This window comes from Lactobacillus sp. PV034 (assembly GCF_014522305.1).
GTDB lineage: Bacteria > Bacillota > Bacilli > Lactobacillales > Lactobacillaceae > Lactobacillus.
Genome location: NZ_CP041982.1, coordinates 974124 through 987701 on the forward strand (window position 1 = coordinate 974124; position 13578 = coordinate 987701).

Sequence of the window (13578 nt, forward strand, 5' to 3'; positions counted from 1 at the left end):
GATGACACACTTAAATATTGGTGAAATAGAAAAAATTATTCCTCATCGTTATCCAATGCTTCTAATTGATCAAGTACTAAATTTAAGTTCTGGTCATAGTGCTCAAGCACTACATAGTGTTTCAAATAACGAATTATTTGTCAGCGCCAGTTCTAAAACAAATCCAGTCTTTCCTTCCCCATTGATAATTGAAGCCATGGCACAAACTGGTGCGGTAGCTTTATTATCGATGGCTGATTTCAAAGGAAAAACTGCTTACTTTGGTGGTATTCAAAAAGCTGCTTTTTTTGACCAAGCGTATCCTGGCGACCAACTACTTTTAACTACTGAACTGACAAAAATCAAACGTAATATTGGCCTTGGTAAGGGGATTGCACAAGTCGGTGATAAAAAAATTGCTGAAGCTGAGTTAACTTTTATGATTGGTTAGGTGAAAATTCATGTTTAAAAAAGTATTAATTGCAAATCGTGGTGAAATTGCCGTTCGCATTATTCGTTCCTTAAAAGAGATGGGGATTAAAACTGTAGCTATTTACTCCACCGCTGATCGCGAAAGTTTACATGTACAATTAGCCGATGAAGCTGTTTGCGTAGGTACACCGCAACCAGGTGATTCTTACTTAAATATTAAAAATATTTTAGCAGCTGCTGTAGGAACTGGTGCTGAGGCTATCCATCCAGGCTATGGCTTTTTATCAGAAAATGCTGAATTTGCTAAAATGTGCAGTAAATGTGGTCTAACCTTCATTGGCCCTGATGCTGAAACCATCGATAAAATGGGAAACAAAGAACATGCCCGTCAAACTATGATGGCTCATAATGTCCCAGTCACTCCCGGTAGTAAAGGATTTATTACTTCTGCCAAAGAGGCAGAAGAGCTAGCCGATAAAATTGGATATCCAGTCTTATTAAAAGCTGCTGCTGGCGGTGGTGGTAAAGGAATCCGTCAAGTATCCAAAGCTAGCGAAATGGGTGCTGCCCTAGCCTCAGCTCAAGCTGAAGCAAAGGCTGATTTTGGTGATGACCGAATGTATTTAGAAAAAGTTATGCAAAATGTTAAGCATATTGAAGTTCAAATCTTCCGTGATAATTTCGGCCATACTGTTTATTTCCCTGAACGTGACTGTTCTCTTCAAAGAAATAAACAAAAAGTCATGGAAGAAAGTCCCTGTGAATTAATTACTGAACAAGAACGAGCTCATTTAGGCGAAATTGCAGTCGCTGCAGCAAAAGCGGCTAATTATACTAATACTGGAACAATTGAGTTCTTAATGGATCAAGAGCATAATTTTTACTTCATGGAAATGAACACCAGAATTCAGGTCGAGCATACTGTTACTGAAATGGTAACCGGTGTCGACCTCGTTAAAGCACAAATTCAAGTAGCCGCTGGTGAAAAACTACCTTTTGAGCAATCAGATTTAATTCCTAAGGGTCATGCAATTGAATGTCGTATCAATGCCGAAGATGCAACTAATAACTTTATGCCCTCAGTTGGTAAAGTTAATTACCTCTATTTACCAATTGGAAACCCTGGTATGCGTATTGATACTGCTCTTTATCAAGGGCAACAAATTTCTCCATTCTATGATTCAATGATTGCTAAGGTTGTTGCTTTTGGCAATACTCGAACTGAAGCAATCGTAAAAATGAAACGTCTCCTTCAAGAAATGGTTTTACAAGGAATTACAACTAACCAACAATTCCATCTGGCTATTCTTGAAGATCCAGGATTTCTTAAGGGGAATTTTACCAATACTTATTTAGAAACAAAGTTCTTGCCAAGATGGAAGGAGCAAAACAATGAAACTATTTCAGCATGAAAATACTCCTAGTCAAACCCACATTAAAGCTGACAAAGTAGCTGATGATAAAGTTCCTGATGGCCTAATTTTTAACTGCCCTAAATGTAAAACAGAAATATTTGCCGACAGCCTAGACCAATATGCCACCTGTCCAAATTGTGATTATGGTTTTAGAATTTCAGCACGTAAACGTCTTCCCTGGCTAGTTGATGACTTTACTGAATGGGATGCTAAAATTTCTCCTTCAGACCCTCTTAATTTCCCTGATTATGATAAAAAAATCACCAAAGCCAAAAAAGCTAGTAAACTTAATGAATCTGTTTTAACTGGTAAAGCTAAAATTAAGCAAACCGAGTTTGCATTAGGAATTATGGATCCTACTTTTATCATGGGTTCGTTAGGCCAAATGACGGGAGAAAAACTTACTCGACTTTTTGAAAATGCAACTAAAGATACTCTACCAGTAGTTCTTTTTACTGCTTCTGGCGGAGCTAGGATGCAAGAAGGAATTCTTTCTTTGATGCAGATGGCCAAAGTTTCAAATGCTGTTGCTAAACATAGTGCAGCGGGGCTACTTTACATTGTTGTTTTAACTGATCCAACTACTGGAGGAGTCACTGCAAGTTTTGCTAGTGAAGGTGACATAACTTTAGCTGAACCACATGCCCTAGTGGGCTTTGCTGGCCGGCGTGTAATTGAACAAACAATTCATGAAAAAATCTCTCCCAACCTTCAAAGCGCAGAAAATGTTTTACACCATGGTTTTATTGATCATATTGTTAAACGTCAAGATGAAAAGCATATTCTGGAATGGTTGTTAAAAAATGGAGGTATGATTAATGACTAAATCAGCAATGGAAGTAGTTAAAGCTGCTCGATCCCAAGACCATATTTCTGATCATGAAATTAGAACACAGCTTTTTAAGGATTTCTTTGAACTTCATGGTGATGGCCTAAATAGTGATGATCCAGCAATTGTTGGTGGTTTAGCCACTTTTCATCATCATCCTGTTACCGTTATCACCACTAGTCGCGGAAAAAATTTAGAAGAGAGAATGAAGAAGCATTTTGGTCAAGCAGAACCCGGTGGCTACCGCAAAGTACTTCGTTTAGCAACCACGGCTGCTAAATTTCATCGTCCCGTAATTTTATTTGTTGATACTGCTGGAGCTTTTCCTGGTAAAAGTGCTGAAGAAAATGGTCAAGGCCAAGCAATTGCTCAAAACTTATTAAAACTAAGCCAGCTACCAACACCAATTATTTCTATTTTTTATGGGGAAGGTGGTTCTGGTGGCGCCTTAGGTCTAGCATGTGGTGACCAAGTATGGATGCTCGAAGATTCCATGTATACAGTTCTTTCACCAGAAGGTTTTGCTTCCATTTTGTGGAAAGATACTAGCAAAACTAGTCAAGCCGCTGAAGTAATGAAGCTTACTCCAAAAGAATTATTAAAGCAAAAAGTTATTGAGGGAATTATTAAAGAGCCTAGTAACCATCAACAAGTACTTCAAAATATTACTGAAGTTTTAGCAAAACAAATTCCTGCTTTGGAAAAACTATCGACTGAAGAATTATTAAATAAACGCTATGCTCGTTTTAGAAAATTTTAGGAGAATAAGATGTCTGGTATTTTAAATGGAAAAAAGATTTTAGTTATGGGAGTTGCCAATAACCGCTCTATTGCTTGGGGATGTGCTCAAGCAATGGAAAAACAAGGCGCTGAAATTATTTATACTTATCAAAATGAACGACTCAAGAAGTTTATTAATAAGTTAGTTACTGATGAAAATCATCTTATCGAATGTGATGTTGCAAGTGATACTAGCATTGCTAAAGCTTTTTCAACTATTGGTGAGCGTTTTGGCAAAATCGATGGAATTGTACATGCCATTGCTTTTGCCAAAAAAGAAGAACTTGGCGGTTCAATTTTAAACTCTACACGTGAAGGCTTTGCCCAAGCTTTAGATGTTTCTTCTTACTCCCTCTTAGCTGTTGCGAAAGAGGGAGTAAGAATCTTAAATAATCCTGCTAGTATTGTAACTTTGACCTATATGGGCTCAACACGTGCCTTGCCAAATTACAATACTATGGGAATTGCCAAGGCTGCTCTTGAATCAACCACACGTTATCTTGCTCGAGATTTAGGCAAAGATGGAATTCGCGTAAATGCTATTTCTGCCGGTGCAATGAGAACTTTGGCAGTTTCAGGAATTAAGGGTCACTCTTCATTAATTAAAGAATCGGAAAGCCAAACAGTTGATGGTGTAAATGTTACTCAAGAAGAAGTTGGAAATACTTGTGCATTCTTGATGAGTAATTTAGCTAGTGGTGTGACTGGTGACGTGATTTTTGTTGATAAAGGTGTGCACTTAAGATAATGAAAATATTTACTTTTGACCAAGTAACATCTACTCAAGATTTAGCGCGCTCTTACTTAGCTACTCACGCTCACCAAGCAGCCTTTGTCGCCAATAGCCAAACTAAAAGCTATGGTAAGCGTGGACGCAGTTTTTTCTCCCCACCGAATACTGGAGTATATTTTAGTCTTGCTGTTCCTGACTTTAAGCTCAATAAAGAAAAATCAGAGTTGCTTACTCCAGCTATTGCTACCGCCCTCGTTGACATTCTCCAATCCCTTTTTTCTTCAATCAAATTAAAACTCAAATGGGTAAATGATATTTACCTTGATAATAAAAAGGTCGGTGGCATCTTAACTGAATATTCTACTAACGGATTAATTATTGGTGTTGGGATTAATATCTCCACTCAAGTATTTCCAAACAACTTACAAGAAAAAGCTGGTTCAATTATTAAGCAAGACTTTAATCGTCAAAAACTAATAAAATCTCTTCTCAGAGCTGTTTCTACTTGTTTGGGTGCTTATGAGTCTGGAGCCTTTTTACCGCAATATCGCCACTTATCATGCCTTCTCAACAAAAATATTACTCTCCAACTTGGGAAAAAAGTTGTGCATGGTATTGCAGTAAATATTAATGAACGAGGTGAATTAGTAGTAAAAAGTAATGGACAACTTCATTCATATTCTAGCGGTGAAGTTATCAAAGTCGAAAGTAAATAAAATAGGACTAGCGATCGCTAGTCCTATTTTATTTATTGTTAATTTATTTATTAAAAATATTAGCTGAAATCTGTGCTAAGTACTTTTCATCTACTTCATTAAAATTATTTAACTTCGGTGAGTCAAAGTCAAACACACCCCATAAATTACCTTTACTATCCAAAATTGGTAAAACAATCTCTGAATTAGTATTGCTATCACAGGCAATATGACCAGAAAACTGATGTACATTAGGTACTATTTCACTTTTTAAGTTTTTTGCAACTGTACCACAAACACCTTTACCAATTTGGATATGAACACACGCAGGTTGTCCTTGGAAAGGCCCTAAAATCAGCTCTCCATCTTTAAGACGATAGACTCCTGCAAAATTAACTTCATGCAGATTATTAAATAAAAGAGCTGAAAGATTAGCAGTATTAGCAACCCAATCATCTTCACCAGCAATTAAGGCTTGCGCCTGTGCTACTAATAATTGATATTCTTCTTGTGTTGCTGCACTCATAATCTATCAACTCCTTATTTATATTCAATTAATCAACATCAATTACTGAAATATCGCCGCCAAGTTTTCTAATTTTTTCTTCTACGCGATCATAACCTCGTAAAATATTACCAGCATTAGAAATAACAGTTTCACCTTGAGCCATTAAACCAGCTATCATTAAACAAGCACCGGCACGAATCTCCCCAGCAGATACATGAGCGCCCTTTAACTCTGCAGTTGGATGAATCAAAATAAAATTATCTTCTGCTTGAATATCTGCGCCCATCTTTTGCAATTCAGGAATATGTCCAATACGTTTGGGATAAATCGTATCACTGATAATACCTTCACCTGATTTAGCACTTAAAAGTAGCGGAGTAATTGGTTGCTGCAGGTCAGTTGCAAAGCCAGGATAAGGATCGGTTTTAATTTGAATCATCTTTAAATCTCCAGCTGGATAAACATAAAGCGAATCCTCATCAACTTTGGTTACAACACCCATTTCTTCAACTTTAGCTAAATAACTATCAAGATGCTCTTCAATAATATTATGGATTCGAATTCCATTACCAATAGTAGCAGCCAGTGCAATATAAGTACCAGCTTCAATTCGATCGGGAATAATAGTATGAGGTGCTTTCGCTTCTAACTTAGCTACTCCCTCAATTCTAATCGTTTCAGTACCCGTTCCACGTACAACTGCACCCATATTATTCAAAAAAGTTGCTAAATCAATAATTTCTGGTTCTTTAGCCGCATTATTAATAATAGTCTGACCTTTAGCAGTTACTGCCGCTAACATTATATTAATCGTAGCACCAACCGAAGGCATGGCTAAATCAATTACAGCACCTTTTAAACCGTCTTCAGGGGCAGTGATAATTATTTGATCATTTTCATTTTTAACTGTAGCACCAAGTGCTTCAAAGCCCTTAATATGCTGGTCAATTGGTCGTGGCCCAATGTCATCCCCACCAGGGAAGCCAACCACAGCCTTTCCAAAGCGACCCAATAATGCACCCATAAAGTAATAAGATGCTCGCAATGACTTAATTTTACCTGCTGGTAATGGGCTCATATGAATATGCTCTGGATCGATTTTCAAAGTTGTTTCACGAAAATCACATTTCACATCCATCTCACTAAGCAGGTCCATCAAGTTATCAACATCTGCTATTCTGGGTACTCCTTCAAACGTTACCGGAGTACGCGAAAGTATTGACGCAGGAATAAGAGCTACGGTTGAATTTTTTGCTCCACCAATCCATACGTCGCCCTTTAAGGGCTTTCCACCATGAATAATCATTTGCTTCATTGGGGAAACTATCCTCTTCATCTAATTGTATTACACAAATATATCATTCAATATGATATATAAAATTACACAAAAAAACAAGAGGAACAACCGTTGCTATCCCTCTTGTTAACTAATTTTAATAATTGATTCTAATCAAATTTTGATTCTGGCAAATTACTTGCTGCACCAATAAATGCTTTAAATAAACCTTCAGGTCTTTGCGGACGACTGAGGAACTCTGGGTGATATTGGGCACCAATAAAGAATTTATGGTCTGGAATTTCAATAATTTCAACTAAACGATTATCTGGTGATACTCCAGAAAATACCATACCAGCTTTTTCAAAGGATTCACGATATTTATTATTAAATTCAAAACGGTGACGGTGACGTTCTTGGATAACATCTTGATCATCGTAAGCAGCACGAGTCTTAGTACCAGCTTTAAGAGTAGCAGGATATAGACCTAAACGTAATGTACCACCAATATCTTCAATATCACGCTTATCATCCATGATATCAATAATATTATTTTTAGCATTTGGTTCAGCTTCTGCACTATTTGCATCTTCTAAGTTTAAGACATTACGTGCAAATTCAACAGATGCCATTTGCATTCCTAAACAAATACCTAAAAATGGTACATCATTTTCACGAGCATACTTGATAGAAGTAATCATACCTTCTAAGCCACGAGTACCAAAACCACCAGGTACAATCAAACCATCAGTATCTTTCATAATTTCAGCAATATTATCTTCAGTAATATCTTCTGCTTGTACCTTATTTACTTCAATTTTAGTGTTGTATAAGTAACCAGCATGTTGAAGGGCATCAGTAACAGAAATGTAGGCATCTTCTAATTCAACATATTTACCTACTAAAGTAATTTTAGTTGTGTGTTCAAGATTCTTAGCACGTTCATCAAGCTTCTTCCAAGCCTCCATATCAGCTTGTGCTTTTGGACTTTCAAGACCTAAGTAATCACATACTAATTGATCCATTCCTTGTTCTTGGAATGAAAGTGGGACATCAAATAAAGATGGCTCATCAATTGACTCAATAATACGATCTACAGGAACATCAGTAAAAGTAGAGATCTTATTCTTTAATTCTTGTGGAACCGTTTTTTCAGCACGTAACACTAGCATATTTGGTTGGATCCCAATACTTCTAAGTTCTGCCACGGAGTGTTGCGTAGGCTTAGTCTTCATTTCTTGTGCTGCATGTAAGTAAGGAACTAAAGTACAGTGAATGTACATCACATTTTCTTCCCCTACTTCACGACGCATTTGGCGAATTGCTTCCATGAATGGTGTTGACTCAATATCACCAACAGTACCACCAATTTCAGAAATAACTACGTCTGAATCAGTAGTTAATCCCGCACGCATGATCTTTTTCTTGATTGCATCAGTAATATGTGGAATAACTTGAACAGTTGCTCCATGATAATCACCGCGACGTTCTTTTTCTAGAACTTCTTTATAGATCTTACCAGTAGTAACATTAGAATATTTACTAGTTCGAACGTCTACAATTCTTTCGTAGTGACCTAAATCAAGATCAGCTTCAGTACCATCATCAGTAACAAAAACTTCTCCGTGTTGGTATGGATTCATAGTTCCTGGGTCAATATTAATGTAAGGATCAAATTTTTGCATTGTGACCTTTAAGCCACGATTTTTTAGTAAGCGTCCTAAACTAGATGCAGTAATACCTTTACCTAATGATGATACAACTCCACCAGTAACAAATATGTATTTAGTCATGCGTGCTTCCTTTCTTCAAAAAATAAACTTGTAAAAACAAAAAAAGCTCCCGCTTGGGAGCTAAAATGAAATGCACATAAAGTGCCCATACAAAATATTAAAGGGAAAAGTTATTTCCGTCAAGCACTTTATTCATCATCGTCATCGAGATCATCATGATGAAGTTCTGATAACTGACCTTCAATACCATCATCAAGATCATCATCACTTGCATCATCTAAATCATCGTCATCTGAATATTCATCATCACTGTCAGAATCATCAATTTCTAAATCATCATCTTCAGGATCATCATCGTCATAATCGATTACATCATCGTCATCACTATCGGCAATAAAGGCATTAACCTTCTTGTGGTGCTTCTTACGATTAGTTCCTTCTTCATCTTCATCTTCTGGGTGATTTACTTCTTCATCAACAGAATCAAATGGGAACCATGAACGTAAAGCCCAAACATTATCCCCCATTGAAATAAATTCGCCGTCAGTGTTCATATCAGTATAAAACTGAGGTAATTTTTCACGAATTTCTTCATCGCTTTTGCCTAAATAGTTTTGAACAGCATTTACGATGTCAGCAAAGGCCATTCTTTTGCCACTATCTTGTAAAATTGCCAAAGCAACTTCAATCATTGATAATTCGTCTTTATTTTGACCTTTAAAATCATCTAAACCCACTAATGGCACGTCCTTTCAATTTTCACTTTCATCGTTTAGTTAAGCTTCACGATAAAATTTAATATCAATTGCATAGTTACCTATTAAGTATAGACCAGAAAACAGCTCATATTCAACTGTTAGTTGTAGATTATCATTATTTTCATCAAAAAATTGTAATTTTTGCGTTAAACTAGTCAGATCCATAATTCTAGAAGCCGCAATTATCCGACAATTTTTCTTTTCGCCAACTGCGAATTTCATCATCGTATAATCATTAGCTTCAACAGAACCCCGCTGCATTACCATCTCATCATTTTTAATCATAATTTTAACAGGGACATCACCAGTTTTATTTTCTTCATCGTATTGAAAACGCCAACCGCCTTCAATTCGTTCCATTTTTCCATGACCCTTGCGCTTAATTGTTTCGCTCTGATCTTCTTGGGTAATTTTACTAGTAATTTCTACTCTTAATTTTTCCATAATTTTATCCTAAAAAGTCTGCTAGATAGCTATCCTTCACCAATATTGTTATAATCAATTTTAGTAAAGAAATAAAGTATTATAATCTATAATTTTTATTATCGAGGATTAATTATAAGGAAAAATGACTAAATTTAAAAGCAAGAAGTTAGATCATGAAAAAGTAATTCGTGATCCGGTACATAATTATATTCATATTCGAGATAAAGTTATTTATGATGTAATTAAGTCTAAAGAATTTCAACGTCTCCGTAGGATTAAACAATTAGGTCCTGCTAGTTATGTCTTCCCAGGTGCTACTCATACACGTTTCGAGCATAATCTAGGCGTTTACGAACTTACTCGTAGAATTTGTAATATTTTTAATGATCGCTATGTAAGTCAGACACCTGGTGATGGTTTATGGAATCCAGATGAAACCTTACTTGCTGAATGTGCAGCATTATTACATGATATTGGACACGGCCCATATTCGCATACCTTTGAACATCTATTCAATACTGATCATGAAAAGATGGGCCAAAAAATTATTACTGACGAAAACACTGAGGTAAACAAAGCTTTACGTCAAGTAAGTCCCGACTTTCCAGAATTAGTAGCCCAAGTTATTGCAAAAACTTACCCTAATCCACAGGTAGTAAAATTAATTTCTAGTCAAGCAGATGCTGATCGGATGGACTATCTCTTAAGAGATGCATATTTTACTGGTGTAACTTATGGATCTTTTGATTTAACTCGCGTATTAGAAGTAATTCGTCCCTATAAAGATGGCATTGCTTTCACTGATAAGGGAATCCATGCAGTCGAAGACTACATCATCAGTCGTTACCAAATGTACCAACAAGTATATTTCCACCGAATTAATCGTTCAACTGAAGTGATTTTACATCACCTCTTAAGTCGCGCCCAAAGTCTTTATCAAGAAGATAAACATCAATTGCTTGTTACCCCACAATTAGCGGCCTTTCTTGCTGGTGATTGGAACTTGAATGATTATTTATCTCTTGATGATGGAGTCATGGAAACTAATTTCTCAATGTGGCGTAACTCCAGTGACCAAATCTTAGCAGACTTAGCCACTAGTTATTTAGACCGACATCCATTAGAAAGTGTAAAAGTAAACAAAGCTACCGAAGAATTAATTCCAAAATTAAAAGATCTGATTAAAGAAGCTGGATTTAATCCTGAATATTATACAGCTACCAACTCTGCTTTTGATGAACCTTATGATGCTTATAAACCAAGTGGCAAAAATGCTCATAGTCCAATTGAAATCATGCAAGAAGATGGTAGTCTCATTGAGCTTTCTGAAGTTAGTCCTTTAGTTAAATCTTTAAATGGTACCCTTCAAGGTGATGAACGTTTCTTCTTCCCCAAAACAATGGTAGAGAAAAACGATGATCTTGAACTTTTTGATCCGATTTATCATGAATTTCAGCGTTACATTAAAAACAATGAATTATATTATCCTGACCACTAAAAAAGTTTTGATCTTTTAGATCAAAACTTTTTTTTATTTATTAACTTTTTCTGTTTGGAAACGAGTATTAAATAATGGACTTAATGGCTTATGTTCTTGAATAAACTTAATTGCCTGACCCATTAATGGACCAACTGATACAAGTTCCACTTTATTTAATTGCTTATCTTCAGGTTGATTAATTGAGTCGGTTAAGACTAGCTTTTTAATTGGTGAATTATTCAATCTCTCAACAGCTGGTCCTGATAAGACCGCATGAGTAGCTGAAGCATAAACTTCTGTTGCTCCAGCGTCAATTAAAGCTTGTGAAGCTAAAGTAATAGTACCCGCAGTATCAATCATATCATCAATGATAATTGCACGTTTACCTTTCACATCACCAATAATATTCATGACTTCAGCAACATTTGCCTTTGGTCGACGTTTATCAACAATGGCAATTGGTGTTTTTAGAAATTCTGCTAACTTACGAGCACGAGTTACCCCACCATGGTCCGGTGAAACTACTACAGCATTTTCTTGCAGTCCATTTCTCAAGAAGTAATCAGCTAATAGTGGAGCTCCCATTAAATTATCAACTGGAATATCAAAGAACCCTTGAATTTGCGGAGCGTGTAAATCAAGTGAAAGGACACGATTTGCACCAGCAGCTTGAATCATGTCTGCTACTAATTTAGCAGTAATTGGTTCACGAGCACGAGTCTTACGATCTTGACGCGCATATCCATAATAAGGTAAAACGATGTTAACAGTATGAGCTGAAGCACGTTTAACAGCATCAATCATAATTAATAATTCCATCAAGTTATCATTTACTGGTGCGCTAGTTGATTGAATTAAATATACATCTTTTCCACGTACTGATTCATCAATGTTAATTTGGATTTCTCCATCACTGAATCGCTTAACACTAGATTTACCTAATTTTACTCCAACTGCATCGGCAATCTTTTCTGCTAATGGCTTGTTAGAGTTGAGTGCAAAAATTTTAATTTTATCGTCTACTTTAGACATTGTTTCCTCCACAAAAAACTTACATTCTTACCTAATAATAGCAAAAAAATACGTCTTGTGCGCAAATTATACAAAAAAAGCGTCAACAGTTTGACTCTTTTTGAAATTATTTGATTATTCCCAGTCTTTATCCTTTGATAAAGGTAATTTGTGCCAATAATCTGGCTTATTAGTCTGACGACCACGGGCAATCGCCATCTCATAACGATCTACATCTTTAGTAATAGTTGAATCAGCTGCAATAAATGCATGATCAGCAATGTTTACTGGTGCAATAATAGTTGCTCCCGCTCCAATAAATGCGTGATCACCGACATTAGTATGGAACTTCTTAACACCATCATAATTTGAAAAGATCGTACCACACCCAATATTAATGTCCTTACCCAAAGTTGCATCCCCAACATATGTTAAATGACCAACTTTAGTATTCTCACCAATTTCAGCTTTCTTAACTTCCACAAAATTACCGATATGGGCCTTTTTACCAATCTTTGCCTTTGGACGTAGGTGTGAGTTAGGACCAATATCTGAATTATCATCCATTTCAGATTCTTCAATAGTTGAGGACGTAATAGTTACCCCATTACCAATCTTTGAATCAATAATACGAGATCCATTAGTAATATAGCATTCACTACCAATAACTGTATCACCTTTGATAACTACATTACCTTCAATAACTGTATCGTTACCAATCTTTACTCCAGCATCAATATAAGCTGTATCAGGGTCAATAAATGATACACCATCACGCATGTGTGCTTCATTGATCCGTTTTTGCATAATTTTAGTTGCTTGAGCTAAAGCAACTCGATCATTGACACCCAAGCTTTCACTAAAGTCTGGCATTTGGTAAGCACCAACTTTTTTACCAGCTTTACGCATGATTTCTAACACATCAGTAAGGTAATATTCACCTTGAGCATTATTATTACCAACTTGTTTTAAGGCTTCAAATAATTCTTTATTATTAAAAGCAAATACTCCAGTATTAATTTCATCTACTGCCAATTCTTCAGGAGTACCATCTTTTTGTTCTACAATACGTAAGACATTACCATTTTCATCACGGATAATGCGACCATAACCAAATGGATTAGGTGCCTTTGCAGTTAAAACAGTCGCACTATTGCCATCTGCTTCATGCTTAGCAAATAAATTATTAAAAGTTTCACTTGTAAATAAAGGAGTGTCTCCCGTAGCTACTAAAGTAACTCCATTTTTGTCAGCAAGCAACCCACTCGCTGCCATTACAGCATCTCCAGTACCAAGCTGTTCTTTTTGGAAAGCAAACTCTGATTGACCAGCTAAGACATCTTTTACCTTAGCTGCTCCAGTACCAACTACAGTTATAATTTCAGTAGGATTAGTTCCCTTTGCAGCATCAACAACATGCTCTACCATAGCTTTGCCACAAACCTTGTGTAAAACTTTATAAAGCTTAGACTTCATTCTAGTACCTTTTCCAGCTGCTAGAATTACAACATATTTATTCATTT

14 protein-coding genes are annotated in these 13578 nt (G+C 36.2%); 7 read left to right on the top strand and 7 right to left on the bottom strand.

Annotated features, from left to right (window positions below):
* Position 1: 1 nt before the first annotated feature.
* Genes fabZ through FP432_RS05070 form a run of 6 tightly spaced genes read left to right on the top strand, consistent with a single transcriptional unit; the run spans position 2 to position 4884 of the window.
* Positions 2–430 carry a 3-hydroxyacyl-ACP dehydratase FabZ gene (fabZ, locus tag FP432_RS05045; RefSeq protein ID WP_265488233.1) on the top strand — a complete coding sequence of 143 codons (429 nt, stop codon included), beginning with the start codon at positions 2–4 and terminating at the stop codon, positions 428–430.
* 10 nt (positions 431–440) lie between these two features.
* Positions 441–1823 carry an acetyl-CoA carboxylase biotin carboxylase subunit gene (accC, locus tag FP432_RS05050; protein ID WP_265488234.1) on the top strand — a complete coding sequence of 461 codons (1383 nt, stop codon included), beginning with the start codon at positions 441–443 and terminating at the stop codon, positions 1821–1823.
* Entirely contained in the window at positions 1804–2652 is an 849-nt protein-coding gene (locus FP432_RS05055) for an acetyl-CoA carboxylase carboxyltransferase subunit beta (RefSeq protein ID WP_265488235.1), read from the top strand. Before accC ends, FP432_RS05055 begins: the two co-directional genes overlap by 20 nt.
* The gene (gene accA, locus FP432_RS05060; RefSeq protein WP_265488236.1) at positions 2645–3415 is read left to right on the top strand and encodes an acetyl-CoA carboxylase carboxyltransferase subunit alpha; all 771 of its coding nucleotides are present in this window, start codon (positions 2645–2647) and stop codon (positions 3413–3415) included. Before FP432_RS05055 ends, accA begins: the two co-directional genes overlap by 8 nt.
* 9 nt (positions 3416–3424) lie before the next feature.
* Entirely contained in the window at positions 3425–4183 is a 759-nt protein-coding gene (gene fabI, locus FP432_RS05065) for an enoyl-ACP reductase FabI (RefSeq protein WP_265488237.1), read from the top strand.
* Positions 4183–4884, top strand: a complete 702-nt coding sequence (locus tag FP432_RS05070) for a biotin--[acetyl-CoA-carboxylase] ligase (RefSeq protein WP_265488238.1) — start codon at positions 4183–4185, stop codon at positions 4882–4884. The genes fabI and FP432_RS05070 overlap by 1 nt, the downstream gene beginning before the upstream one ends.
* A gap of 43 nt (positions 4885–4927) precedes the next feature.
* Here the strand turns inward: FP432_RS05070 and FP432_RS05075 are convergent, their stop codons facing one another.
* The 5 genes from FP432_RS05075 to FP432_RS05095 form a co-directional block, all read right to left on the bottom strand.
* A complete protein-coding gene (locus FP432_RS05075) occupies positions 4928–5389 on the bottom strand; it encodes a GAF domain-containing protein (protein ID WP_265488239.1) in 462 nt (153 codons plus the stop codon).
* Between the two features lie 28 nt (positions 5390–5417).
* A complete protein-coding gene (locus FP432_RS05080; protein WP_265488241.1) occupies positions 5418–6686 on the bottom strand; it encodes a UDP-N-acetylglucosamine 1-carboxyvinyltransferase in 1269 nt (422 codons plus the stop codon).
* A 131-nt stretch (positions 6687–6817) separates the two neighbouring features.
* Entirely contained in the window at positions 6818–8440 is a 1623-nt protein-coding gene (locus tag FP432_RS05085) for a CTP synthase (protein ID WP_265488242.1), read from the bottom strand.
* A gap of 128 nt (positions 8441–8568) precedes the next feature.
* On the bottom strand, positions 8569–9117 hold the full coding sequence (gene rpoE / locus FP432_RS05090; RefSeq protein ID WP_265488243.1) for a DNA-directed RNA polymerase subunit delta: 549 nt from the start codon (positions 9115–9117) through the stop codon (positions 8569–8571).
* Positions 9118–9156: 39 nt separating this feature from the next.
* Entirely contained in the window at positions 9157–9582 is a 426-nt protein-coding gene (locus FP432_RS05095; RefSeq protein WP_265488244.1) for a DUF1934 domain-containing protein, read from the bottom strand.
* A 124-nt stretch (positions 9583–9706) separates the two neighbouring features.
* Here FP432_RS05095 and FP432_RS05100 point away from each other — a divergent pair, with 124 nt between their 5' ends.
* Positions 9707–11062 (top strand): HD domain-containing protein, encoded by a 1356-nt coding sequence (locus tag FP432_RS05100; RefSeq protein WP_265488245.1) that lies wholly within the window; start codon positions 9707–9709, stop codon positions 11060–11062.
* A gap of 33 nt (positions 11063–11095) precedes the next feature.
* Here FP432_RS05100 and FP432_RS05105 read toward each other — a convergent pair whose 3' ends face one another.
* Positions 11096–12076 (bottom strand): ribose-phosphate diphosphokinase, encoded by a 981-nt coding sequence (locus FP432_RS05105; RefSeq protein ID WP_265488246.1) that lies wholly within the window; start codon positions 12074–12076, stop codon positions 11096–11098.
* A 114-nt stretch (positions 12077–12190) separates the two neighbouring features.
* A complete protein-coding gene (gene glmU / locus FP432_RS05110) occupies positions 12191–13576 on the bottom strand; it encodes a bifunctional UDP-N-acetylglucosamine diphosphorylase/glucosamine-1-phosphate N-acetyltransferase GlmU (RefSeq protein ID WP_265488247.1) in 1386 nt (461 codons plus the stop codon).
* Positions 13577–13578: the final 2 nt, after the last annotated feature.

Bases quoted from the DNA above. Each gene is read 5' to 3' on its own strand.
- fabZ (WP_265488233.1), top strand. From the start codon at position 2: ATGACACACTTAAATATTGGTGAAATAGAAAAAATTATTCCTCATCGT.
- accC (WP_265488234.1), top strand. From the start codon at position 441: ATGTTTAAAAAAGTATTAATTGCAAATCGTGGTGAAATTGCCGTTCGC.
- FP432_RS05055 (WP_265488235.1), top strand. From the start codon at position 1,804: ATGAAACTATTTCAGCATGAAAATACTCCTAGTCAAACCCACATTAAA.
- accA (WP_265488236.1), top strand. From the start codon at position 2,645: ATGACTAAATCAGCAATGGAAGTAGTTAAAGCTGCTCGATCCCAAGAC.
- fabI (WP_265488237.1), top strand. From the start codon at position 3,425: ATGTCTGGTATTTTAAATGGAAAAAAGATTTTAGTTATGGGAGTTGCC.
- FP432_RS05070 (WP_265488238.1), top strand. From the start codon at position 4,183: ATGAAAATATTTACTTTTGACCAAGTAACATCTACTCAAGATTTAGCG.
- FP432_RS05075 (WP_265488239.1), bottom strand. From the start codon at position 5,389: ATGAGTGCAGCAACACAAGAAGAATATCAATTATTAGTAGCACAGGCG.
- FP432_RS05080 (WP_265488241.1), bottom strand. From the start codon at position 6,686: ATGAAGCAAATGATTATTCATGGTGGAAAGCCCTTAAAGGGCGACGTA.
- FP432_RS05085 (WP_265488242.1), bottom strand. From the start codon at position 8,440: ATGACTAAATACATATTTGTTACTGGTGGAGTTGTATCATCATTAGGT.
- FP432_RS05095 (WP_265488244.1), bottom strand. From the start codon at position 9,582: ATGGAAAAATTAAGAGTAGAAATTACTAGTAAAATTACCCAAGAAGAT.
- FP432_RS05100 (WP_265488245.1), top strand. From the start codon at position 9,707: ATGACTAAATTTAAAAGCAAGAAGTTAGATCATGAAAAAGTAATTCGT.
- FP432_RS05105 (WP_265488246.1), bottom strand. From the start codon at position 12,076: ATGTCTAAAGTAGACGATAAAATTAAAATTTTTGCACTCAACTCTAAC.
- glmU (WP_265488247.1), bottom strand. From the start codon at position 13,576: ATGAATAAATATGTTGTAATTCTAGCAGCTGGAAAAGGTACTAGAATG.